The following is a 25417-nucleotide window of genomic DNA, read 5'->3' on the forward strand; positions in this document are numbered from 1 at the left end:
CCCGCGATGACGTTAGATCGAACACCATTACTCCACAGCAATACCGTGCTTCTTCAAAAACACCACAAACGCTTCTTCATCCAGCACTTTTAGCCCAAGCTCATTGGCCTTGGTCAATTTCGAGCCCGCGCCAGGCCCGGCGACGATGGTGTGGGTTTTTGCTGAGACTGAGCCTGAGACTTTGGCGCCGAGGCTTTCGAGTTTTTCCTTGGCGATGTCGCGGCTCATCAGTTCCAGGGACCCGGTCAGGACCCAGGTTTGCCCAGCCAGCGGCAGGCCTTCGACGACTTTCTTCTCGCTCTGCCAGTGCATGCCGAAGTCGTTGAGTTGCGCCTCGATCTCCAGTGCACGCTGGACGTGTTCTTCGATGTCGAAGAAATCACGCACGGCTTTCGCTTGTTTCTCGGCCAGGGCCTGGCGCATGTCCAGCCAGTCAGCGTCGATGATGCCTTGCAGCGAACCGAATTTGTCCGCCAGTTTTTGCGCCGCACCCGGCCCGATCGCAGGGATGTGCAGCTTGTCGATCATGCCACCCAAGGTCGTGCTGGCGGCGAATTCAGCGCCCAACTCGCCCTGATCCTGCAATTCCAGGCCGCGTGCAAGCAATTGCTCGATGACCTTGATGTTGTGGTCATCCCTGAAGAAGCTGTGGATCTCATAGGCGACTTCCAGCCCGACATCCGGCAAATACGTCAACACTTCCGGCAGCGCCTGTTTAATGCGCTCCAGCGAGGCCAACGAACGCGCCAGCACCTTGGCGGTCTCTTCGCCAACGTCGGGAATGCCCAAGGCGTAGATGAAACGCGCCAGGGTTGGCTTTTTGCTGTCGCGAATGGCCTTTAGCAGCTTGTTGCTCGAGACCTCGGCAAACCCTTCGAGGTCGACGATCTGTTCGAACTTCAGGGTATAGAGGTCCGCCGGGGATGCCACCAGCCCTTCATCCACCAACTGCTCGACGCTCTTGTCGCCCAGCCCGTCGATGTCCATCGCCCGACGGGACACGAAGTGGATGATCGCTTGCTTGAGTTGCGCGCCGCAGGCCAATCGACCGACGCAACGGTACACGGCGCCCTCGCTGATGGTTTCCTTGCCTTTGCTGCGCTTGACCAGTTGCGTACGTTCAACGCGGGAACCACAGACCGGGCAGGTTTCCGGAATATGCACCGGACGTGCATTGTCCGGGCGACGGTCGAGGATGACTTGCACGACTTGCGGGATGACGTCACCGGCACGGCGAATGATTACCGTGTCGCCGATCATCAAGCCCAGCCGTGCCACTTCGTCCATGTTGTGCAGCGTGGCGTTGGCGACGGTGACACCCGCAACCTTGACTGGCTTGAGGCGTGCGACTGGCGTGACTGCTCCGGTGCGGCCAACCTGGAATTCCACGTCGAGCAGTTCGGTGAGTTCTTCCATGGCCGGGAATTTGTGGGCGATGGCCCAACGCGGTTCGCGGGCACGGAAGCCCAGTTCACGCTGAGAGGCCAGGTTGTTGGCCTTGAACACCACACCGTCGATTTCATAGGGCAGCGACAAGCGTCGTTCGCCGATATTGCGGTAGTAATCCAGGCATTCGTCAATACCGTTGGCCAGTTTCAACTCGTGGCTAACGGGCATCCCCCATTGCTTGAGCTTTTGCATGTTGCCGATATGGGTGTCGGCGAACTCTTCCGACACCCGACCCAAACCGTAGCAGCAGAATTCCAGCGGCCGATTAGCTGTAACCCTTGAATCCAATTGACGCAAGCTTCCCGCCGCTGCGTTGCGCGGGTTAGCAAAGGTCTTGCCGCCGACTTCCAGCTGGCTGGCATTCAGCCGTTCAAAGCCTGCTTTAGACATGAACACTTCGCCGCGTACCTCGAGGGTTTGCGGCCAGCCGCTGCCGTGAAGCTTGAGCGGAATGTTACGCACGGTGCGCACGTTGACGCTGATGTCTTCGCCGGTGGTGCCATCGCCACGGGTCGCACCGCGAACCAGAGAGCCATCCTGGTACAACAGGCTGACCGCCAGGCCGTCGAGTTTCGGCTCACAGCTGTACTGCACGTGGCCACCATTGCCCACCGACAGGTCCAGGCCTACGACGACACGGCGGTCGAACTCGCGCATGTCGTTTTCGTCGAAGGCGTTACCCAGGCTGAGCATGGGGATTTCGTGACGCACTTGGGTGAACACCGAAAGTGCCGTACTTCCAACCCGCTGAGTGGGCGAATCGCGCGTCACTAACTCTGGGTGCTCAGCTTCTAGAGTCTTGAGTTCATCGTATAAACGATCGTACTCAATATCCGGAACGCTGGGATCATCCAAGACGTGGTAGCGAAAATTATGCTGATCTAGTTCAGCTCGCAACTTTAGGATTCGGGTTTCGACGGCGGTCATACGTGTTCTCTCGAAAAGCAAAAAAGCAGCCGAAGCTGCTCAATGTTGATTCGCCACCGCAGGAAGGTCATTCCGACCCTCTCGCGGGAAAGCGTGCGCCTACAGGTTAAGCGGCGCGTGTTTAGCGGCGCTGGGTCAATGCACGGCGTTCGAATTCGGCGATGCGCTGGCGGTAATGCTCAATGGTCTGCGCGGTCATGACGCTGCGCTGATCATCTTTCAATTCGCCGTTGAGCTCGTGGGCCAGTTTGCGAGCAGCGGCCACCATGACGTCGAAAGCCTGTTTCGGATGACGCGGGCCGGGCAAGCCAAGGAAGAAGCTCACGGCGCGGGTGCTGAAGTGATCGATATCGTCGAGATCGAACACGCCTGGCTTGACCGCGTTGGCCATGGAGAACAGTACTTCGCCGTTGCCGGCCATGCTCTCGTGGCGATGGAAAATATCCATCTCGCCGAAACGCAAACCACTTTCCAAAATGTTCTGCAGCAACGCAGGGCCCTTGAAGCCACTTTCGTCGCGGCAGATCACACTGATCACCAGCACTTCTTCAACGGGCGGCAGATCTTCGGCACGGCGCGTCGTATCGTCTGCACGTCGCCCAGGCTTGTTCTCGTCCGGAAAATCATCGTCGCGACCGGCGTGCAGGCTTGGCCCGTCCAGATCGAGATTCAGATTCAGGTCGCCCTGATGTGGTTCGTCCTTGCGTTTGCGCTTGGCATCACGCGGAGTGACGTTCACCGACGGCAGGTCGTGCTCGTCCAATTGCGGCTCTTTCTGGTTGTCCAGCACACGCGGCGGCCCCAAGAGCTCGGCGGACGTGGCTTCGTCGTCATCCGGCAGATTGGAGAAGCTTCGGTCCAGCCTGAATTTCAATTTACCCTTGCCACCGCGCATCCGGCGCCAGCCATCAAAGAGAATACCGGCAATGACAATAATGCCGATGACGATCAGCCACTCGCGCAGACCGATTTCCATGTAATCCAGTGCCTCTAATAAAAATGCTGAAAAATAAGGGCCGAAACCCCTTTAAAACGTGGCGCCAACTCTATGTTCTGACAGGCGTTTTACCCACGCAAAAGAAAAAGTAGTGATTAAACTAGCACGACCAAAGATAACTTTACACCGTCTGTTGCAAAGGGCCGGCCGCTCAAAAGTGGTCAAACGGCTTCAGACGCTTGATAACACCACGCATTCCCATAGCAAAGGGGCCACTAAAGCGCCATTTCCCTTGCTGTACAAGGCCTGCACGCTAGGCATCCACCAGCGCCATCGCTTCCTCCACGTCCACCGCAACCAAACGCGAGCACCCAGGCTCGTGCATGGTTACACCCATCAACTGGTCTGCCATCTCCATGGCAATCTTGTTGTGGGTGATGTAGATAAATTGCACCGTCTGCGACATATCCTTCACGAGTCGGGCGTAACGTCCTACGTTAGCGTCATCCAGCGGTGCGTCAACCTCGTCGAGCATGCAAAACGGCGCCGGGTTCAACTTGAAAATGGCAAAAACCAGCGCCAAGGCAGTCAGGGCTTTTTCACCACCGGACAGCAAATGAATGGTGCTGTTCTTCTTGCCAGGTGGCCGCGCCATGATAGTCACACCTGTATCGAGTAAATCTTCGCCCGTCAGTTCCAAATAAGCGCTGCCCCCACCGAAAACTTTTGGGAAAAGTGCCTGTAAACCGCTATTTATCTGATCAAAGGTCTCTTTGAAACGATTACGCGTTTCCTTATCGATCTTGCGAATGACGTTTTCCAGGGTATCCAGCGCTTCGACCAAATCGGCATTCTGCGCATCCAGATAACGTTTACGCTCGGATTGTTGCTGGTATTCGTCGATGGCCGCGAGATTGATCGCACCGAGCCGTTGAATGCGCTGGGCGATGCGCTCCAATTCTTCTTCCGCGTCTTTTTCATTGGCCTCGCTGGTCAGCGTAGCCAACACGCCATGCAGGTCGTAGCCGTCTTCGAGCAATTGGTCCTGCAGGGTTTTGCGCCGCACCGTGAGCGCCTGCCACTCCATACGCTGTTGCTCGAGCTGGCCGCGCACCAATTGCGATTGCTGCTCGGCCTGGGTACGGCGTTTTTCAGCATCGCGCAGTTCGCGGTCGGCGTCTTCCAGCGCCATTTTTGCCAGACGCATCTCGTCGTCGACAGCCATGCGTTTTTCCAGAAACTCTTCGAGCTTGAGGCGTAATTCTTCGAGCGGTGCCTCGCCCTCTTCCAGATTAAGGCTCAGTTGCTCGCGTTTTTCGTTCAGACGCTCGGATTGCAACTCCAGCCGCTCAAGGGCCTGACGGGTGGAATCGTGCTGCGCCTTGAGCGAGCCCAGACGCACCGCCAATTGATGGGCGTGGTCCTTATGCTGACGGGCTTCCTGACGCACCCGGTCGAGGCGCTCGCGCAGGCTGTCGCGCTGAGCCAGGAGCAATTCACGCTGTTCGGTGTCGATGGCCATGCTGTCCAGCGCGTCCTGCAATTGCAGGCGGGACTCGCCGAGTTGTTCGTGTTCGATGGCACGTTGCTCGCCCAGTTCGCCCAGCTCTTCGTCCAGACGCGTGCGGCGCAGGGTCAATTGTTCGACCTTGGCCTTGCCAGCAGACAGCTGCGCCTTGAGTTCGCCTTGCTGACGCGCCTCATCCTGCAAACGCCGACGCAGTTGCTCACGGGCGTCTTCCTGCTGCAACTGCTGCTCGCGCAGGGTGACAAGCTGCTCTTCAAGGGCGCCCAGGGTGGCTTCGCGCTCCTCACGCTCCAGCCCCAGGCGTTGCAGCTCCTGACCGCGAGCGAGTACCCCGCTTTCTGCCTCACTGGCGCGGCGCACCCTTAGAAAGTGCCGACCGACCCAGTAACCGTCGCGGCTGATCAGGCTCTGCCCTGCCCCGAGCTGACTGCGCATGGCCAAAGCGTCTTCAAGACTGTCGACCGGCTTGACCTGACCCAGCCACGCCGACAGATCGACTGACGCTTCAACCTTGTCCAGCAAACTGCCAGGGATTCGCGTCACGTCGGCCGACGGGCTGAGCAAGCGCAAGTCGCCCTGTTCGAAACTGGCCAGATCCAGTCCAGCGAAGTCATCCACCAGCACCGCTTGCAGGTCGGCACCGAGTACGGTTTCTACCGCCAGCTCCCAACCCGGCTCGACCCGCAGGCCTTCAGCCAGTCGCGGGCGCTCGGCCAGTTGCTGTTTGCGCAGCCACTCGGCAGCACCTGTGCCCGGATCGAGCGCGGCTTGTTGCAGGGCTTCCAACGATGCCAGCCGGCCGTTCAGGCGTTGCAGATCGCCTTGGGCTTGCTGCTGTGCCTGATTGGCTTGATGCAGCTCGCCGCGCAGTTGTTCCAGGCGCTCGACCAACTGTTCTTCGCTGGCGTGCAGCTCTTCCAGGGTCATTTCGCGGGTGGCGAGTTCTTCGCTGAGTTCGAGAATCGCCGCGTCTTCGGGGTCTGCGGCGAGCAACTGTCGCTCTTCGCCCAAACGCCGTTGCCGTTCGCCCAATCGCTCCATGCTGCTTTCCAGCTGCTGAATGCGCGACTGCTGCACTTCGGCCTGACGCCGTGGCTCGGCGGAGTCCAGATTGAAAGCGTCCCACTTTTCCTGCCAGCCGTGCATGGTGCTTTCGGAGTCCTCCAATGCTGCGGCGGACTCTTCGGCGGCTGCGCTGGTGATTTCCTGTTCGGGCTCAAGCATTTCCAGCTCTTCGCCTAAAGTCGCCAGCAAGGTGCGGTCGTGGCCCAGATGCGACTCGGTTTCCAGTCGCGCGCGTTCCGACTCGCGCAGGTCGTCCTGCAATTGGCGCAAACGCTGCTGACCGTGCTGGATACTTTGCTCGACCCTGGCAATGTCGCCGCCCACGGAATAGAAGCGGCCCTGCACCAGATTGAAGCGCTCGGACAGGTCGTGATGACCATCGCGCAGACGCTCAATGCTGGCGTCTGCATTGCGCTGCTCAGCGACCAGCGCTTCGAAACCGACTTCCTGATTACCGATCACTGCTTCGCGCTGGCCGACTTGTTCATTCAACGCCTGCCAGCGCAGGGCCGACAGTTGTGCCTTGAGTTGACGCTCTTCGCCTTTGTATTCCTGGTACTTCTCGGCCGCCTGCGCCTGACGGTGCAAACGGTCGAGCTGGCGTTCCAGTTCGTCGCGCAGGTCGGTCAGGCGTGCCAGGTTTTCATGGGTGCGGCGGATACGGTTTTCAGTCTCGCGGCGACGCTCTTTGTACTTGGAGATACCGGCGGCTTCTTCGATGAAGTTACGCAGTTCTTCAGGCTTGGACTCGATCAGCTTGGAGATCATCCCCTGCTCGATGATCGAGTAGCTGCGCGGGCCCAGGCCCGTGCCGAGGAAGATGTCGGTGATGTCACGACGACGGCATTTGGTGCCGTTGAGGAAGTACGTGTTCTGGCTGTCGCGGGTGACTTTGCGACGAATAGAGATTTCCGCGTAGCTGGCGTATTCGCCCACCAGGGTGCCATCGGAGTTGTCGAATACCAGCTCGATGCTGGCCTGACTGACAGGCTTGCGGCTGGTGGAGCCGTTGAAGATGACGTCGGTCATCGACTCACCACGCAGGTTCTTCGCCGAACTTTCGCCCATCACCCAGCGCACGGCGTCGATGATGTTGGATTTTCCGCAGCCGTTGGGGCCTACCACCGCCGCCATGTTGCTCGGGAAGTTGACGGTGGTCGGGTCCACGAAGGATTTGAACCCGGCCAGCCTGATGCACTTGAGCCGCATAGGGTTAGCCTGCAGCCAGGGCGGACAGTACCAACTTGCAACTGCGCTCGGCATAGCTGCCCAGGACGCTACGAATCTGCGTTTGGTCGCGTGCCACCACAGCGTCGAGCAGTTGCGCGAACAGGGTCAGGTACTCGCTCATTTCCGCCTTGCGTTGGTCCAGCGCCAAGTAATAGTTACGGCTCATGGACGGCTGCAGGTTTTCGACGGTTTCTTGCAGGTACGGGTTATTGGCGAAAGGATAGGCCGCGCGCATCACGTTGAAGCTCTCTTCAACGAACATTTTCACGTCCTGACGCTCGTAGCTGGCGGTCAGGCGCTGCTGAACCTGCAAAAACGGCGCAAGATCAGCATGCGTTTCCCAACGATTGGCCACGGCATTGGCAAGCAGGATGTACAGCTCGCTCATCAGCGCGCACAGGCTCTCAACGTTGTGCGCGTTGAGTTCGGTCACTTGGGCGCCACGACGCGGCAGGATCACGATCAGGTGGCGGCGTTCAAGAATCAACAAGGCTTCACGCACCGAACCACGACTGACACTCAATGCTTGAGTGACTTTTTGCTCTTGAATGCGCTCACCTGGCTTGAGTTCGCCACGAATGATCCGTTCTGCGAGGTGGTGAGCGATTTGCTCGGCGAGGCTATCCGGCGCCTTGAACGTCATGGTTTTCCTTCAACTTCGGCTAAATCATACAAGCCGCGCAGTGTATCGCAATGGGCAGCCATGGCGCAGGGCCATGAGGGTTGAATCTGGCACGAAATAAGCAATTCTTTGAGCACTGTTCGACGATTTTGTTACCAATCAGACACACCGTTAATCGGCAAAACCGGAGAAATCAATATTTCCTGACTTAAAGGTCAGAACATTATTGACCGAAAAGTCAGAGCTGATAAATTCAGCTCATGTGCCGATTAAAAAAATAACGTGCAGAGGGGGCCTTCCGTGATCCAATTCTTACTCAATCAGGTGCTGCGCACCGAGCATGCCCTGGACCCCAATCTGACCGTGCTCAATTATCTGCGCGAACATCTGGGTAAGCCCGGTACCAAAGAGGGCTGTGCCAGCGGCGATTGTGGCGCCTGCACCGTGGTGATCGGCGAATTGAGCACCGATAACGATGGCGCCGAGCACCTGCGTTATCGCAGCCTCAATGCCTGCCTGACCTTCGTCGCCTCGCTGCACGGCAAACAATTGATCAGCGTCGAAGACCTCAAGCATCAAGGCCAACTGCACAGCGTGCAAAAAGCCATGGTCGAGTGTCACGGTTCGCAATGTGGTTTCTGCACACCCGGTTTTGTCATGTCGCTGTTCGCGCTGCAGAAGAACAGCAACGAAGCCAACGCCCATCAAGCGCACGAAGCATTGGCCGGCAATCTGTGCCGCTGCACGGGTTATCGCCCGATTCTTGCCGCCGCCGAGCAAGCCTGCACTCAACGCGGGCCAGACCAGTTCGATCAGCGCCAGACAGAGACCATCGCCCGCTTGCGGGCCATCGCACCAAAAGAAACCGGCGAACTCAATAGCGGCGACAAGCGCTGCCTGATACCGCTGACTGTCAGCGACCTGGCCGATCTGTATGACGCCTATCCGCACGCGCGCCTGCTGGCGGGCGGCACCGATCTGGCGCTGGAAGTCACTCAACTCCATCGCACACTGCCAGTGATGATCTACGTCGGCAACATTGAAGAAATGAAGCGTATTGAGCATTTCGAGGACCGCCTAGAGATCGGCGCCGCCACCTCGTTGACCGATTGCTACGCAGCACTGACCGCTGAATACCCGGACTTCGGCGAGTTGCTTCAGCGCTTCGCCTCCCTGCAGATCCGCAATCAGGGCACCTTGGGTGGCAACATCGGCAACGCCTCGCCCATTGGTGATTCCCCGCCTCTGCTGATCGCTCTCGGTGCGCAGATTGTCCTGTGCAAAGGCGACATCCGCCGCACCCTCGCGCTGGAAGACTACTTCATCGACTACCGGGTGACGGCACGTCAGGAAAGCGAGTTCATCGAAAAAATCATCGTGCCCAAGGCCAACGCCAGACACGCATTCCGCGCCTACAAAGTGTCGAAACGACTGGACGACGATATTTCTGCGGTGTGCGCGGCCTTCCGCTTGCACATCGAGAATGACGCCATCGTCGATGCACGCGTTGCGTTCGGCGGCATGGCGGCGATCCCTAAACGGGCCGCTGCCTGTGAACACGCGCTGATCGGCGCGCCCTGGACCTCCGCCACCGTGGAGCGCGCCTGCGCAGCCCTGGCTGAGGATTTCACCCCGCTGTCAGACTTCCGCGCGAGCAAGGAATACCGCCTGCTGAGTGCACAAAACCTACTACGCAAATATTTTATCGAGTTGCAAACGCCTCACATTGAAACGCGGGTGACCTCTTATGTCTGACCATGCCCCGGACCCTACCTTGGAAGACAGCCAGGCCGAGATGACCGCGCTGTTTCAGCAGGACCTGACCACGGGCGTGGGTCGTAGCGTCAAGCACGACAGCGCCGACAAGCATGTGTCCGGCGAGGCGGTGTACATCGATGACCGCCTGGAATTCCCTAATCAATTGCACGTGTATGCACGCCTGTCCGACCGCGCACACGCGCGGATCATCAGCGTCGACACATCACCGTGCTATGCCTTTGAAGGCGTGCGCATCGCCATCACCCATGAAGACATTCCGGGCCTCAAGGACATTGGTCCATTGCTGCCGGGCGATCCGTTGCTGGCCATTGATGTCGTCGAATTTGTCGGCCAACCGGTGATCGCGGTTGCCGCACGGGATATGGAAACCGCACGCAAAGCAGCAATGGCCGCGATCATCGAATACGAGGACCTCGAGCCCGTTCTGGACGTGGTGGAGGCCTTGCGCAAAAAACATTTCGTCTTCGACAGCCATACTCATCAACGCGGTGATTCGACCGGTGCTCTCGCCAGTGCGCCGCATCGCCTGCAGGGCAACTTGCACATCGGCGGGCAGGAACACTTCTATCTGGAAACCCAGGTCTCGTCGGTGATGCCCACCGAAGACGGGGGCATGATTGTCTATTGCTCGACGCAGAACCCCACCGAAGTACAAAAGCTGGTGGCGGAAGTACTCGGCGTGTCGATGAACAAAATCGTGGTCGATATGCGCCGCATGGGCGGTGGGTTTGGCGGCAAGGAAACCCAGGCGGCAAGCCCTGCGTGCCTGTGCGCGGTGATCGCCGTATTGACCGGACAGCCGACCAAAATGCGTCTGCCCCGGGTCGAAGACATGCTGATGACCGGCAAGCGCCACCCCTTCTATATCGAGTACGACGTCGGCTTCGATGACAGCGGACGCCTGCACGGGATTCAGCTGGAGCTGGCTGGCAACTGCGGCTGTTCGCCGGACCTGTCCAATGCCATCGTTGACCGGGCGATGTTCCATGCCGATAACGCGTACTACCTGGGCGATGCCACCATCAATGGCCATCGTTGCAAGACCAATATCGCCTCAAACACTGCCTATCGCGGCTTCGGCGGCCCGCAAGGCATGGTCGCGATCGAAGAAGTGATGGACACCATCGCCCGTCACTTGGGCAAAGACCCGCTGGACGTGCGCAAAGCCAACTACTACGGCAAGACCGAGCGCAACGTTACCCATTACTACCAGACGGTCGAGCACAACATGCTCGAAGAAATGACCGCGGAACTGGAAGCCAGCAGCCAGTACGCAGAACGGCGAAAATCGATTCGTGCTTACAACGCACACAGCCCGGTGCTGAAAAAAGGTCTGGCGCTGACCCCGGTGAAATTCGGCATTTCCTTCACCGCCAGCTTCCTCAATCAAGCCGGTGCACTGATCCATATCTACACCGATGGCAGCATCCACCTGAACCATGGCGGCACCGAGATGGGCCAGGGCCTGAACATCAAGGTTGCGCAGGTGGTGGCCGAGGTGTTCCAGGTTGATATCGACCGGATCCAGATCACTGCGACCAATACCGACAAAGTGCCGAACACCTCGCCAACAGCCGCCTCCAGCGGTTCCGACCTGAATGGCAAAGCTGCGCAGAACGCCGCTGAAATTCTCAAACAACGGCTGGTGGAATTCGCTGCACGGCAGTACAAGGTCAGCGAAGATCAGGTGCAATTTCGCAATGGCCACGTGCGGGTTGGCGAGCAGATTTTGTCGTTCGAATCCCTGGCGCAACAGGCATGGATCGGCCAGGTATCGCTGTCGAGCACCGGCTATTACAAAACACCTAAAATCTATTACGACCGCAGCCAGGCGCGGGGGCATCCGTTCTACTACTTCGCTTACGGCGTGGCCTGCGTTGAAGTGGTGATCGATACCCTGACCGGCGAATACAAGATGCTGCGCACCGATATTCTGCATGACGTGGGCGCCTCGCTGAACCCGGCCATCGATATGGGCCAGGTCGAAGGTGGCTTCATCCAGGGCATGGGCTGGCTGACCATGGAAGAGTTGGTGTGGAATGCCAAAGGCAAATTGATGACCAACGGCCCGGCCAGTTACAAAATTCCAGCGGTCGCCGACATGCCCCTGGACCTGCGGATCAAGCTGGTGGAGAACCGCAAAAACCCGGAAGACACGGTGTTCCATTCCAAGGCTGTGGGCGAGCCGCCGTTCATGCTCGGCATCGCCGCCTGGTGCGCGATCAAGGACGCCGTTGCCAGCCTTGGCGACTATCGACATCAACCGAAGATCGACGCACCCGCGACCCCGGAACGAGTGTTGTGGGGGTGTGAGCAAATGCGCACGTTGCATGGCGCGACGGCTGCGACCGAGCGCGACCCCGGGCTGATCGCGGGCAAGCCCGCGCCTACAAGAGCTTAGGAGACCGCACATGAACAACTGGATCAGCGCTCTCGCCGAGCTGCAAAACCAGGGCGAACCCTGCGTGCTGGTGACCATCATCGACGAGCGCGGCTCGACGCCGCGCAATGCCGGTTCGAAGATGGTCGTCACTGCCGAGCGGATCTTTGACACCGTCGGTGGCGGGCACCTGGAATACAAAGCGATGCAGATCGCCCGCGAGATGCTCGCCAATGGCCATCTGGGCACGCGCCTGGAGCGCTTCAGCCTGGGCGCCAGCCTGGGCCAGTGCTGCGGTGGGGTGAACGTCTTGCTGTTCGAGCCCATGGGCCAGCCTCAGGCGCATATTGCGGTATTCGGTGCCGGGCATGTCGGCCGGGCGCTGGTGCCGCTGCTCGCCAGCCTGCCCTGTCGGGTGCGCTGGATCGATTCGCGGGAGCATGAGTTCCCCGCGCTGATCCCGGAGGGCGTCACACGGATCGTCAACGAAGAGCCTGTGGATGAAGTCGAGCAATTACCCGCCGGCAGTTATTGCATCGTCATGACCCACAACCATCAGCTGGATCTGGAGCTGACGGCGGCCATTCTCACGCGCAATGATTTCACTTATTTCGGCTTGATCGGTTCGAAGACCAAACGGGTCAAGTTCGAGCATCGTCTGCGTGAGCGCGGTTTCGATGCGGCGCTGCTGCAACGCATGCGTTGCCCGATGGGCCTGGCTGAGGTCAAAGGCAAATTGCCCATCGAGATCGCCGTGTCCATTGCCGCTGAAGTGATCGCCACCTACAACGCCAGCTTCGGCCATCACAGCAGCAATGCCGAACCTGTTGCACACCTGTTGCCGGTTTCACGCCGCAGCCAAGCTCAATGAGACTTCTATGACGTCTGCATCTGCAAGAACCGGTAGCCACACCGCCACGAAAGCCTACCGCGCCGCCATCCTGCACAGCATCGCCGACCCCGCCGAGGTGGTGATCGAGGCGTCCTATGAGTATTTCGAAGACGGTTTGCTGGTAGTCGAAAATGGCAAGATTATCGCCCTTGGGCATGCCGCGGACCTGCTGGGCCAGCTCGGTGCCGATGTCGAGATTACCGAATACCCTGACGCCCTGATCACGCCCGGCTTCATCGACACGCACATCCATTTGCCACAAACCGGCATGGTCGGTTCCTATGGAGAACAACTGCTGGATTGGCTGAACACCTACACCTTCCCGTGCGAGAAACAGTTCGCTGATCCAGCCCATGCAGCTGAAGTCTCGGACATTTTCCTTAAAGAATTACTGCGTAACGGCACGACCACCGCGCTGGTGTTCGGCAGTGTGCACAAGGCGTCGGTTGAGGCGTTTTTCACAGCAGCCGAAAAGCTCAATCTGCGCATGATTGCCGGCAAGGTGATGATGGATCGCAATGCGCCGGACTACCTGACCGACACCGCCGAATCGAGCTACGTCGACAGCAAGGCGTTGATCGAGCGCTGGCATGGCAAAGGGCGCCTGCACTACGCGGTGACCCCACGTTTCGCTCCGACCAGCACCCCGGAACAGCTGGCATTGGCCGGGCAGTTGCTCAGCGAATACCCCGACGTGTACCTGCAGACTCACATCAGCGAGAACCTGAAAGAAATCGAATGGGTCAAGGCGCTGTTCCCTGAGCGCAGCAATTACCTGGACGTTTACGACCACTTCAAGCTGCTCGGCGAGCGCTCGGTATTCGCCCACGGCGTGCACCTGTGTGACGACGAATGTCAGCGGCTGGCAGAGACCGGTTCCGCTGTGGCGTTCTGCCCGACGTCGAACCTGTTTCTGGGCAGCGGCCTGTTCAATCTGCCGATGGCCGAGAAGCACAAACTCAACGTAGGCCTGGGCACTGACGTCGGCGCAGGCACCAGCTTCTCGATCCTGCAAACGCTGAACGAAGCCTACAAAGTGATGCAGTTGCAGGGGGCGAAGCTGAGCCCGTTCAAGTCGCTGTACCTGGCGACATTGGGCGGCGCGCGAGCACTGCGCCTGGAAGACAAGATTGGCAGCTTGCACCCTGGCAATGAGGCTGACTTTCTGGTCCTCGACTACAACGCCACCCCGCTGCTCTCCTATCGCCTGAAACAGACCAAGGATATCGAAGAGACATTATTTGTGCTGACCACGCTGGGGGACGACCGCGCGGTACTGGAGACCTACTCGGCGGGGCAGTTGGTGCATCGGCGATCTTGAAGTCCCGCTGCTTAAACCGCCGGACTGCGCCCCGGCTTTTTCTTGCTTTGCAGCAGGTGCGAGAACACTGCGTGCAGGTCGTCTGAGGCGCTCTCTTCGTCGAGGTTGAGCTTGCTGTCGATGTGATCCATGTGACGCATCATCAGGCTCACGGCCAACTCAGTGTTACGCGCCTCGATGGCGTCGATCAACTGGGTGTGTTCATCATAGGAGCAGTGCGAACGGTTGCCGTTTTCGTACTGGGCGATGATCAACGATGTCTGGGAAACGAGGCTGCGTTGGAAGCTGATCAGCGGCGCGTTCTGCGCAGCCACCGCCAGCGTGAGGTGAAACTCGCCCGACAAGCGAATCCCGGCACCCCGGTCTCCACGTGAAAAACTGTCGCGCTCATCACTGACCATTTGCCGCAATTGGGCAAGCTGATCAGGCGTGGCGTGTTCGACCGCCAACTCAGTGATCGCTTTTTCCACCATGCGTCTGGCAAAAAATACCTGCCGCGCCTCCTCGACGCTCGGGCTGGCAACCACCGCGCCACGGTTGGGCCGCAGCAACACAACCCCTTCGTGGGCCAGGCGAGACAAGGCACGACGAATGATCGTGCGGCTGACGCCGAAAATCTCCCCGAGAGCCTCCTCGCTCAGCTTCGTACCGGGGGCCAGACGCTGTTCGAGAATCGCCTCGAAAATATGCGCGTAGACCCTGTCGTCCTGCGTGCCGACACGGCCGGCCTTGACGGTTCGCGGCTGTTTCTTGAGGGGCTGCAACTGTTCGTTCATGGGCGCTCGTGTGCAAGTCACAGATAAAGTACCGACACATTGTACACAGTGCATGGGGGGTGAATAGGTACGGTCTTATCGACAGCTTTACGCACACAACATCGAACACATTACGTACAACTCTAAAAACATTACTTTGTTTTTTTGTACACAAAATCACGAGTTCGCTTCTTGCGAGGCGCTGACTTGGCGGTTAAACAAACCGACAGTTCAGCGCGTTATGGCGAAGCAAACCCGGCCCATGCGTTCCCACAAAAGCGTATTGAACATCAGCCGCCGTCAAATATCATCGGCGACCCTGACAACAAACAATTGTGTTCTAACACCCGACACCCGAGTGGTGTTTGTCCCGCCCACCAGCCTGATCAGACTCCCCTGCTCTTGGGCGGCCGCGATTCTTGTCGCTACCGACGTACCGGCATAGCGGTCCAAAAAGGCATCAAGCCACGTGCTGGACAGCGGAAATCCCAACGATAGAGGTTGTAGATCATGCGTCACCTGACTGTTGTGGGCTCGGCGCACACTCATCATGTACAACTGATCCAGTCCGGGCCGCTGAAACGTCAACGTGGGCGTGAAATGCATCAAGTGCCCGCCGGGTAATAGCTCGTAACCGCTCGAAGTCAACTGGCGGGCCATCAACTGACTCAGTTCCTGGGCACTCATCGCATCCGCCCCCCCTCTGAGCTTTGCCATGTCTGACGGATCGCCCGGCAGGAAGTCCAGCCGATGAAACGTGTCGAGCGAACTTTCATAACTGATGTTCATGCTTTGATAGGTGCTGCCTGTAGGCCTTGCCCCATCAAGCATGGCCAGCGGATCGTTGAGTTTTGCCAACGGCGCAGCATGCCCCTTCCTCCAGGCATTGAGCGTCGCTTTCATATTTATCAACCGGGTGGCAGTCATGCTCAGGCCGGCACTGTCGGCCAACTCGTAAAGCTTCTCCGCCAGTACTCGCTGGGAGATGGGGGTAAATGCCGGGCGAATATCAGCAATGAGGCTCTGGATTTTTTTCGAAAACAAAGGCCCGTGAACGGTCCATTGGCCTGCCTTGAAAGACGCCATCACAGGTTGATCGAACGGGTTGAGCCTGATGGCCTCGTTCAACTCTGCGAAGCTGCCTCTGGAGCTCCCCGCTGCCGGGTTGCGTAGAAATACGATGCTCGGGTTTTGTGTCGAACCGGCAGGCAGGATATCGAAACATTCGCGGCCCATGACAACGACTTCGCGCTCAGGCGCACCGGTCACCCGGAAGATCGGCGGCTGTTGCCCAATGGGCTCCAGCACAGTCAGCTCGTCCAGCTCCAGGCCCCAGCCTTTCCAATTGTCTGCTGGCACAGCGATGCTCCGGCTGGTGCCCGGAACCGGCTGCGTCGGCTGGCGATTGGTTTCGCTGGTTGAGGGTGCTGGTTGCTTGCGTTTGTTTGCAACGGGAATGGGCAGGGGCGCGACTGTCTGACCTTGTGGTTGGCGTCGATGGGCCTCTGCCCAGCCGGGAACTGCTCTGTGGCTTTGGTAATGTACGGCCACGTCCAGTTCAAGCCGTCGTTGTTGATCGACGGGAAACGCAAACTGATCAAGCAACTCGCGCGCCTGCTTGCGCGTAAAGCTGCCATCGGGATGAGCATCGCTAATCAGCGTCTCGGCGATACTCGATTTCACCCCGCCCTTGAGGCCGACATCCGTGTGATAAACCCAGTCCCCCTGTGAGTCGAGACGCACCGGTGGTTCATACCCTTGCCCCGCCGTCTTTTGCAGACGAAGTGACTGCTCGCCTTTGCGTCTGTAGACCTTGTAAAACTTGCCTTGCCGTTGTATCCAGAGCTGCCCGTCTTTCAACACCGCGCCCGCGTTTACCCCGTTTTGCTTGCTCGCACCGACCGGTGAAACGTCGGCCTCATACCCTTTGAATGACGTGAGCACGTAGCGCTTGCGCGTGACCGAGGTCAACGTGCCCGTCAACCGGGCAGCCTGGCGCAATTTTGTCGCGCGGCGGGCGACCTTGGCGAAGGCGGCAACCGTGGCGACGCCCGGCACCACTGAGAGCAGGATGTCCAGTACGCTCAGGGATGCGCTTGCCGTCAGCACCTCGCCCTCGAACTTTCTGCCCTCTCTGAAGGCTGCAACTGCGGAGTGGCCGTCATTCCAGCCATCATGCACGCTGAACAGGGTCCCCAAACCCGGCAGGAACGACAGGATTGCCTTGAAGTACGCCATATATGCCTGGCTTTTACGCAACTCGTGTCCACTGTGGATGTCTGCGTTGCTACGCGCCTCGCGCTTGATATGTGCATGGATCAGCCAGGCACGCGCATCCACCTGCTGAGCCGCTATTTTTAGAAAAAGGGCGGGAGTGAAGGTGATGAAACCGTCGAACCTACGTAGCAACGCTTCTTCGATATAGCGCGTATCAGCCGCCTGGCGCTCCTCTTGAACTGTGCGCGACACCAAGTATTCAATAAGGGCAGGTTTACCCATGAGCCGATTGATCAAGCGCTCCTTGGCCTCTTTTAAACTTCCGGCCTCTATCAGCGAAAACCCATCAGGCGCTTGAGGCAAATACACCAGGGTGGTCCCTGTCGTCTCGTGATGGATCACGCAGAGACCTGAAAGCGTCGCGCTTTTGGTTTCACCGCTTACCGCATGACCCGGGTTGAGAACAACCCAGCTCATTTGCAGTTGGGTTGCGCGCAGGTCCGCATTGGAACGCGCTTGCACAGCCCACTCAAGCACGCGGTAACCATGAACGCTCAAGCGTTTGTTTTGCAGGGCAGCAAAACCTTCCAGCAAAATTTCCAGTTCATAGGGTTTGAGCAGAACGTCGGGCGCGATCAGCTGCGACATCTCCGGACGCGCCTGGAACACGCGGCCCAACAACGCCCGGTACCGATCAGCGATATCGACCAGGGGTAGGGTTCGGGCGATGTAATCGACTGTCAGGCCAACAGCAGCTGCAAGGTCACCGGCGGGCAAATCGATCCGGGCAAAGGTCAGCCGCGCCGCCAGCTCTTCATCCTTGGGATCTATGTTGTAACGAGCCCACTCAGACACGGAGAACCGAACCCGCTCAGCGCTTGCACTCCAGCTGTTGCCATGGAGGAGCACGCCGTACTGCGGATCGATATCGAAATCCCGAGTCGCGCTTTCGGGCAGGTCGATAAAGACCTGATCGGCGTCGACATCGATGCCCAGATCGTCCTTGATCCGAGCCGCGAGCGTCTGGCGGGTGAATGCCTCGAATGATGGCAACACTGCGTCCAGCTGGCTTTCCAGCAAGGCCGCCGCTGCATGGTATGCGCTCAACCGCTGGCCATATTCACGGCGAATATCGACCGGGGCGTGCAGCAGCCATTGCGGCATCTGCTCGACTAATTCACCGGTTCGTTGCTGCTCGGCCACTCGGTCGATGGCCTGGTCCCGCGCGTCGTTACGATGGACCTGCAGGTTGTCCGTCAACTCCAGATACAAACGACTCAGCGTGGCCTCCTCGTTGCTGGCGTCAGCAAAAAAGCGCTGGCCATCGGTGGCCGCGCGAGTCGCTGCTTCAAGGCTTTCAATCTGCACGTGCACGCTGTGGGTCATGGCTGGCGCAGTGATGACACGCGTGATCAATTCCAGAGAACCGGTCTTGGCCTCGTCCATTGCCGCACCTCGCGACAGGGCAGACAGATGCCGCCAGAACGGCGTATCCAGGCCCGACTGCAAGGTGAACTGCACGTCATCTTTGAGCGCCTGCAACGATGAGAACTTCTGTAGTCCACCGCCTTTCCCCGGCATGAATAACAGTGCGGACCCTTCGGCATCAGGCGTATCGAGCGCCTGCTGCGTGGTAAAAATCAGAACGCCGCTCAGGGCATGAACCGTTTCGCCGACAGCAATGCCCAGGTCAGTCACCCGCACTGATTCGGCAAGAGGGTCAAGCGTGCCAACCGCTTGCTGGATGTGCGTCAGCTCGACAGCGCTGATCGAGCCCTCATAGGCCTGAAGCTGCGCTTCACTGAGCAACGCTTGCTCGCGATACTCGATCAACCCGGCCTCTTTTTCATTGATAAGCTGCGCTGTACTGGCACTCAGGGTGCTCGTGATTGCTTGCATCGACACCGAGGCGGTATGCAAGGCAGCGTGAAAACGGCGGTACTCGGCCAAGGGCTTTACGCGCTCGCCCTCCTCCCCGATCCATGCCTGAATCCGGTTGTCATACAGCGCTACTTTCTCTTCGCACAAGGCGACGAAATACGCGGGCGGCAAGCTGCCAAACGATACGATCCGGCGGTACAGCAAAGCATCGACAGACGGAATGTCTTCGTAATCTTGTGTCAGGAGGTCTGCGGGGGCTTGCGTCATTGAAATCATGGATCACTCCGGAATTGATTAGACCCGGAAGTGTGCCCAAGCCCGTCTGAGCGCAATGACTACATAAATATTGGTTATCTCTTTTCCAGACGGAAAAGAGCCCGCAACGTGAGCGGGCCAGAGGTAGCGAGGGGAGCTACCCGGCAGCGACTAACTGCCGCGATACGTCGAGTAGCTGTAGGGCGAAATCAACAGGGGCACGTGATAGTGATCCTGCGCGGCATCAATCCCGAACCGCAGAACCACCACATCAAGGAACGGTTGATCAGGCAAATCTACGCCCCGTGCCCGGTAGTAGTCACCGGCATGGAATTGCAATTGGTAGACGCCCGAACGGTAATCATCGCCCTGTAACAAAGGCCCATCGCAGCGGCCATCGGCGTTGGTCACCGCACTGGCAACCCGCTCCAGGCGTTCACCTTCGACCCGGTACAGCTCGATTTTGATAGCGCTACCCGGGCAGCCGTGGGCGGCATCCAATACATGCGTCGTCAATCGTCCCATTGCTCGTCAGCGCCTCGCGCAGTCAATTGGAAGCTCAGTTGGAAGCTCAGACCGCACCCTTGTGGTGCCAGGGTTAAGAGCAGCGATGAGCAATTAAGACATTTACCAAAAAAATTGTACACAATAAATATCGCTTTTTAGAGCGGCATGACGAGGAGTGCATGGAGACACCTGTTTCGGCCAATAATCACGCAATCAAGCCCTCTTGCAGATATAAACTGATCACTCAGGCAAGTTTCTTGCAAGCACTGGCTCATGGAAAAACGCTAAAAACCAGGCTTACAAAACGATTTAAGAGTTGTATACAATCGAGCCATCGCGGTGGCGCCGGCCTGGATTGCCCTGGCAACCGCCGCCACTGACAACACGCACATAAGGAAGACTGCTGTGAGTGCTGACTACCCACGGGACCTGATCGGATACGGCAACAACCCGCCCCATCCTCACTGGCCGGGAAATGCCCGCATCGCGCTGTCTTTCGTGCTCAATTACGAAGAAGGCGGCGAGCGCAATATTCTGCACGGCGATAAAGAATCCGAATCGTTCCTGTCAGAAATGGTGTCGGCCCAACCGCTGCAGGGCGAGCGCAACATGAGCATGGAATCGCTCTACGAATACGGCAGCCGTGCCGGCGTGTGGCGCGTGCTCAAGCTGTTCAAAGCATTCGATATCCCGCTGACAGTCTTCGCCGTGGCCATGGCCGCACAGCGTTACCCGGAAGTGATCCGCACCATGGTCGCGGCCGGTCACGAAATCTGCAGCCACGGTTATCGCTGGATCGACTACCAGTACATGGATGAGGCCCAGGAGCGCGAACACATACTCAAGGCTATTCGCATCCTCACCGAGATTACCGGTGAACGCCCGCTGGGCTGGTACACCGGCCGTACCGGGCCCAATACCCGCCGCTTGGTGATGGAGGAAGGTGGCTTTCTCTACGACTCCGATACCTATGACGACGACCTGCCCTACTGGGAACCGAATAACCCCACCGGCAAGCCGCACCTGGTGATCCCGTACACCCTGGACACCAACGACATGCGCTTCACCCAGGCGCAGGGCTTCAACAATGGCGAGCAGTTTTTCCAGTACCTCAAGGATGCGTTCGACGTGCTGTACGCCGAAGGGGCCGAGGCGCCAAAAATGCTCTCCATCGGCCTGCACTGTCGGCTGATCGGGCGCCCGGCGCGACTGGCAGCGCTCAAGCGTTTTATCGAATACGCCAAGGGCCACGAGCAGGTCTGGTTCAGCCGGCGCGTCGATATCGCCCGGCACTGGTACGCCGAACATCCTTATCAGAATACTGAGAACGCGCCATGAGCTGCTTTCAGACACTGACGCCATCGTCTCTGAGTCGTGAAGCGTTCGTCGCCGCCTTCGCTGACATCTACGAGCATTCACCGTGGGTGGCCGAGCAAGCCTACGACTTGGGCCAGGGCTCAGACCTGGACCAGATCGAGACCTTGCATGCCCGTATGAGCAACATCCTGTTGAGCGCTGATCATGCCCGGCAACTGGCCGTGATCAACGCTCACCCGGACCTTGCTGGCAAAGCCGCCGTGCAGGGCCAACTGACTGAAGCCAGCACGCATGAGCAAGCGGGCGCCGGTATCCACCAATGCTCGGCCGAAGAGTTTCAGCGCTTCACCGAGCTGAATAGCGCCTACAAGGCCAGGTTCGCGTTCCCCTTCATCATGGCGGTGAAAGGCAGTGACCGGCATCAGATCCTCGCCGCTTTCGAAACGCGCATTCATAACCCGGTGGACACCGAGTTCGCCTGCGCGCTGGCGGAAATCAACAAGATCGCGATGTTCCGTTTGCAGCACTTATAGTCGCCCTATCCCACGCCAATTTTTGCAGAGGCAGACAAGAACAATGAAAGCTTACGCCGCACCGTTCGAGAAGTTCGTCAACCTGGCCGACGCCCGTCTGGGCACCAAAATCATCTCGGTCACCGATGACTGGTTCGCGGACGCCAACCGCCTGTTCCAGCCGACCCCGGCCGTCTGGAAAGAGGGCGTGTTCGATGACAACGGCAAGTGGATGGACGGCTGGGAGTCACGCCGCAAGCGCTTCGAAGGTTATGACAGCGCCGTGATCCGCCTGGGTGTGCCCGGCTCGATCAAGGGCGTAGACATCGACACCTCATTTTTCACCGGTAACTTTCCGCCCTCGGCCTCGCTGGAAGCGTGCTTCCTGACCACTGGCGAGCCGGACGAAAACACCCCGTGGACTGAAGTACTGTCAGCCGTCGAGTTGCAAGGCAACAGCCACCACTTCCACGAGATCAGTAATGATCAGGCGTTCAGCCACTTACGCTTCAACATCTACCCGGACGGCGGCGTGGCACGTCTGCGGGTGTACGGTGTTCCGTTCCGCGATTGGTCGGCCGTGAGTGACAACGAACAACTCGACCTCGCTGCTGCCCTCAATGGTGGCCGCGCACTGGCCTGCTCCGACGAGCATTACGGGCGCATGAGCAATATCCTGAACCCGGGCCGTGGGATCAACATGGGCGACGGCTGGGAAACCGCGCGTCGACGCACGCCGGGCAATGACTGGGTGATCGTCGCCTTGGGCCATGCCGGCGAAATTGAAAAAGTCATCGTCGACACCCTGCACTTCAAGGGCAACTACCCGGACACGTGTTCGATTCAGGCCGCGTTCGTCAAAGGCGGGACGGACAGCCAGATCGAAACCCAGAGTTTGTTCTGGCGCGAACTGCTGCCAGCCCAGAAGCTGGAAATGCACGCCGAACATACATTCGCCGAACAGATAAAAGCCTTGGGCCCAATCACCCACATCCGGTTGAACGTGTTCCCGGATGGGGGCGTGAGTCGGTTGCGGGTGTTGGGTAAAGTAGCGAAGTAATACTGTAGGAGCGCGCTTGCCCGCGCCCGCGATGGACCGCAAAGTGGTCCCAAAAATGCTGAGCACCGTTCTACTGTCAGAATCGAACTCGCTGATTTTGCGACTGCTATGGTCGAGCACGACTCCGAAGCGATCGCGGGCAAGAACTAGGCGTCCCCCGCGCTCCTACAACAATATTTTCAGAGACAGAAATAGCATGCGCACACTAGTGATCGAGCCCCTGACCAAAGAAGCGTTCGCCCCCTTCGGTGATGTGATTGAAACCGATGGCAGCGCGCACTTCATGATCAACAATGGCTCGACCATGCGTTTCCATCGTCTGGCCGAGGTTGAAACTGCCGCGTCGGATGACAAGGCGATCATCAGCATCTTCCGCGCCGAGGCGTTGCAGATGCCAATGACCGTGCGCATGCTGGAGCGGCATCCGCTGGGCAGTCAGGCGTTCATACCGCTGCTCGGCAACCCCTTTCTGATCGTGGTTGCGCCCCTTGGCGATGCACCTGAGTCGGAGTGGGTCCGAGCCTTCATCAGTAATGGCAGGCAGGGCATTAATTACCATCGCGGCGTTTGGCACCACCCGGTGCTGACGATCGAAAAGCGGGATGATTTCCTGGTGGTTGATCGCAGTGGAACTGGCAATAACTGCGATGAGCATTTTTTCGATGAGGACCAGTGTCTGTTCCTCGACCCCCACCAACAAGAAAGGTCTGAACACCCGTAAGGGGTGACAGGCAAGAGGTCAACACTGTGGAAGCACATTTGATGGAATGGCTGAACCTGAGCGTGCGCTGGGTTCATATGATTACCGGCGTAGCCTGGATTGGGGCGTCGTTCTATTTCGTCTGGCTGGAAAACAACCTCAACCGGGTCAACCCGCGTGACGGGCTGGCCGGCGATTTGTGGGCCATCCATGGTGGCGGCATCTACCACCTGGAAAAATACAAACTCGCTCCGCCGACCATGCCCGATAACCTGCACTGGTTCAAATGGGAAGCCTATTCCACCTGGATGTCCGGCGTAGCGCTGATGGGCGTGGTGTTTTACGCCAACCCGACGCTTTATTTACTCGCCCCTGGCAGCAGTATTTCGGGCGTCGAAGGCATCGCCATCGGGATCGGTTCGCTGATCGCTGGCTGGTTCATCTACGACGTGCTGTGCGACTCGCCACTGGGCAAGCGCCCCGCCCTGCTCGGCCTGATCCTGTTCGTGCTGCTGATTGGTGCCGCGTTCGGTTTCAGTAAAGTGTTCAGCGGTCGCGGCGCGTACCTGCATGTGGGCGCCATTATCGGCACGATCATGGTCGGCAACGTGTTCCGCATCATCATGCCCGCCCAGCGCGCATTGGTGGCCGCCATCGCTGATGGCCGCACGCCGGATCCCAGCCTGCCCGCCAAAGGTTTACTGCGCTCCCGGCACAACAACTACTTCACCCTGCCCGTGCTGTTCATCATGATCAGTAACCACTTCCCGAGCACTTACGGCAGTCAATACAACTGGCTGATCCTGGCCGGAATCGCGGTACTGGCGGTCCTGGTTCGCCACTACTTCAATACCCGCCACAACAGCCACGCATTCGCCTGGACCCTGCCCGTTGCCGCGCTAGGCATGATCTGCCTGGCGTATGTCACTGGCCCAGCGCAAATGTCGACTGACGCGGCATCTGCAGCACGCGCCAGCGGTGTCGACTTCAACAAGGTCCACAGCGTGATTCAGGAACGCTGCGCGGTGTGCCATTCGGCCAAGCCGACCAGCCCGCTGTTCAGCACGGCGCCCGCCGGCGTGATGTTCGATACCCCGCAACAAATCCAGCAACTGGCACCGCGCATCCAGGCCCAGGCCGTCATATCGCAGATCATGCCGCTGGGCAATATCACCCAGATGACCCAACAAGAACGTGACCTGATCGGCGCATGGATCGACAAGGGTGCGCAGACCCACTGATCGATTGATCCAAGGCACTTGAGCCGCGCGACCTGTGCCCTACCGGGCAATCTTGAGCCTGCCGCAAAACCGGTGCTACCATGCGCAACCGCTGGCACAGGCAAGGAAAACTCTGGTTCATGAGCAGCATTCGCGAGCGTAACAAAGAACTGATCCTGCGCGCAGCCAGTGAAGAGTTCGCCGACAAGGGTTTCGCAGCCAGCAAGACCAGCGATATCGCGGCCAAGGCCGGGCTGCCAAAACCTAACGTCTACTACTACTTCAAATCCAAGGACAACCTCTACCGCGAGGTGCTCGAAAGCATCATCGAGCCGATCCTCCAGGCATCGACGCCATTCAATCGCGACGGCGTGCCAGCTGAGGTGCTGAGTGGCTACATTCGCTCGAAAATCCGCATATCCCGCGACTTGCCGTTCGCCTCGAAGGTGTTCGCCAGCGAGATCATGCACGGCGCACCGCACTTGACTGCCGAGCAAGTCGAACAGCTCAACAGCCAGGCCCGACACAACATCGACTGCATTCAGTCCTGGATCGACAGCGGTCAGATCGCACCGCTCGACCCGCACCACTTGATGTTCACCCTCTGGGCCGCGACCCAGACCTACGCCGACTTCGACTGGCAGATTTCCACCGTCACCGGCAAAGCCAAACTCGACGACAGCGACTACGAAGCCGCCGCGCAGACCATCATCCGGTTGGTGCTCAAAGGGTGTGAACTCGATAAGTGACACTGCGACTGATACATAACCTGTAAGAGATCCCGCTCTGCCATCGACACCGCGCAGGCGATACTTTGTCCATGCCCTGCCCACCTTGACCGCACCTTTTATCCTCGCCCGCCG

The 25417-nt window shown here is 58.7% G+C and carries 17 protein-coding genes; 10 read left to right on the forward strand and 7 right to left on the reverse strand.

Annotated features, from left to right (window positions below; genetic code table 11):
- Positions 1-27 precede the first annotated feature (27 nt).
- From ligA to AC1MEA_RS25310, 4 genes are all read right to left on the reverse strand, one after another.
- Entirely contained in the window at positions 28-2376 is a 2349-nt protein-coding gene (gene ligA, locus AC1MEA_RS25295; protein WP_480916259.1) for an NAD-dependent DNA ligase LigA, read from the reverse strand.
- A gap of 121 nt (positions 2377-2497) precedes the next feature.
- Complete coding sequence (gene zipA, locus AC1MEA_RS25300) at positions 2498-3352, reverse strand: cell division protein ZipA (protein ID WP_219060498.1); 855 nt, start codon at positions 3350-3352, stop codon at positions 2498-2500.
- A gap of 274 nt (positions 3353-3626) precedes the next feature.
- Complete coding sequence (gene smc / locus AC1MEA_RS25305) at positions 3627-7115, reverse strand: chromosome segregation protein SMC (RefSeq protein WP_480916260.1); 3489 nt, start codon at positions 7113-7115, stop codon at positions 3627-3629.
- Between the two features lie 4 nt (positions 7116-7119).
- Positions 7120-7779 (reverse strand): GntR family transcriptional regulator, encoded by a 660-nt coding sequence (locus tag AC1MEA_RS25310; RefSeq protein WP_219060496.1) that lies wholly within the window; start codon positions 7777-7779, stop codon positions 7120-7122.
- Positions 7780-8058: 279 nt separating this feature from the next.
- On the opposite strand from AC1MEA_RS25310, the gene xdhA reads away from it, so the two are divergent.
- Genes xdhA through guaD form a run of 4 tightly spaced genes read left to right on the forward strand, consistent with a single transcriptional unit; the run spans position 8059 to position 14130 of the window.
- A complete protein-coding gene (xdhA, locus tag AC1MEA_RS25315; RefSeq protein WP_480916261.1) occupies positions 8059-9513 on the forward strand; it encodes a xanthine dehydrogenase small subunit in 1455 nt (484 codons plus the stop codon).
- Positions 9506-11938, forward strand: coding sequence for a xanthine dehydrogenase molybdopterin binding subunit (xdhB, locus tag AC1MEA_RS25320; protein ID WP_480916262.1), 2433 nt, complete (start codon positions 9506-9508; stop codon positions 11936-11938). The genes xdhA and xdhB overlap by 8 nt, the downstream gene beginning before the upstream one ends.
- Positions 11939-11948: 10 nt before the next feature.
- On the forward strand, positions 11949-12788 hold the full coding sequence (gene xdhC, locus AC1MEA_RS25325; protein ID WP_480916263.1) for a xanthine dehydrogenase accessory protein XdhC: 840 nt from the start codon (positions 11949-11951) through the stop codon (positions 12786-12788).
- A gap of 7 nt (positions 12789-12795) precedes the next feature.
- Positions 12796-14130, forward strand: a complete 1335-nt coding sequence (gene guaD / locus AC1MEA_RS25330; protein WP_480916264.1) for a guanine deaminase — start codon at positions 12796-12798, stop codon at positions 14128-14130.
- A gap of 11 nt (positions 14131-14141) precedes the next feature.
- Here guaD and AC1MEA_RS25335 read toward each other — a convergent pair whose 3' ends face one another.
- The 3 genes from AC1MEA_RS25335 to uraH form a co-directional block, all read right to left on the reverse strand.
- Complete coding sequence (locus AC1MEA_RS25335; RefSeq protein ID WP_480916265.1) at positions 14142-14906, reverse strand: GntR family transcriptional regulator; 765 nt, start codon at positions 14904-14906, stop codon at positions 14142-14144.
- A 279-nt stretch (positions 14907-15185) separates the two neighbouring features.
- Complete coding sequence (locus AC1MEA_RS25340) at positions 15186-19259, reverse strand: dermonecrotic toxin domain-containing protein (protein ID WP_480916266.1); 4074 nt, start codon at positions 19257-19259, stop codon at positions 15186-15188.
- A 150-nt stretch (positions 19260-19409) separates the two neighbouring features.
- The gene (gene uraH, locus AC1MEA_RS25345) at positions 19410-19763 is read right to left on the reverse strand and encodes a hydroxyisourate hydrolase (RefSeq protein ID WP_219060489.1); all 354 of its coding nucleotides are present in this window, start codon (positions 19761-19763) and stop codon (positions 19410-19412) included.
- Between the two features lie 387 nt (positions 19764-20150).
- On the opposite strand from uraH, the gene puuE reads away from it, so the two are divergent.
- The 6 genes from puuE to AC1MEA_RS25375 all read left to right on the forward strand — a co-directional run bounded on the left by puuE (position 20151) and on the right by AC1MEA_RS25375 (position 25303).
- Positions 20151-21083 carry an allantoinase PuuE gene (puuE, locus tag AC1MEA_RS25350; RefSeq protein WP_480916267.1) on the forward strand — a complete coding sequence of 311 codons (933 nt, stop codon included), beginning with the start codon at positions 20151-20153 and terminating at the stop codon, positions 21081-21083.
- Positions 21080-21595: a 2-oxo-4-hydroxy-4-carboxy-5-ureidoimidazoline decarboxylase gene (uraD, locus tag AC1MEA_RS25355; protein ID WP_480916268.1), complete on the forward strand. Its 516-nt coding sequence runs from the start codon at positions 21080-21082 to the stop codon at positions 21593-21595. The genes puuE and uraD overlap by 4 nt, the downstream gene beginning before the upstream one ends.
- A gap of 43 nt (positions 21596-21638) precedes the next feature.
- Positions 21639-22634, forward strand: a complete 996-nt coding sequence (alc, locus tag AC1MEA_RS25360) for an allantoicase (RefSeq protein WP_219060486.1) — start codon at positions 21639-21641, stop codon at positions 22632-22634.
- Positions 22635-22830: 196 nt separating this feature from the next.
- Positions 22831-23355 carry an ureidoglycolate lyase gene (locus tag AC1MEA_RS25365; RefSeq protein WP_480916269.1) on the forward strand — a complete coding sequence of 175 codons (525 nt, stop codon included), beginning with the start codon at positions 22831-22833 and terminating at the stop codon, positions 23353-23355.
- Between the two features lie 26 nt (positions 23356-23381).
- On the forward strand, positions 23382-24575 hold the full coding sequence (locus AC1MEA_RS25370; protein WP_480916270.1) for a urate hydroxylase PuuD: 1194 nt from the start codon (positions 23382-23384) through the stop codon (positions 24573-24575).
- A 119-nt stretch (positions 24576-24694) separates the two neighbouring features.
- The gene (locus AC1MEA_RS25375) at positions 24695-25303 is read left to right on the forward strand and encodes a TetR/AcrR family transcriptional regulator (protein ID WP_219060483.1); all 609 of its coding nucleotides are present in this window, start codon (positions 24695-24697) and stop codon (positions 25301-25303) included.
- The last annotated feature ends 114 nt before the right edge of the window (positions 25304-25417 follow it).

The sequence above is a fragment of the Pseudomonas sp. ASL8 genome (assembly GCF_056680355.1).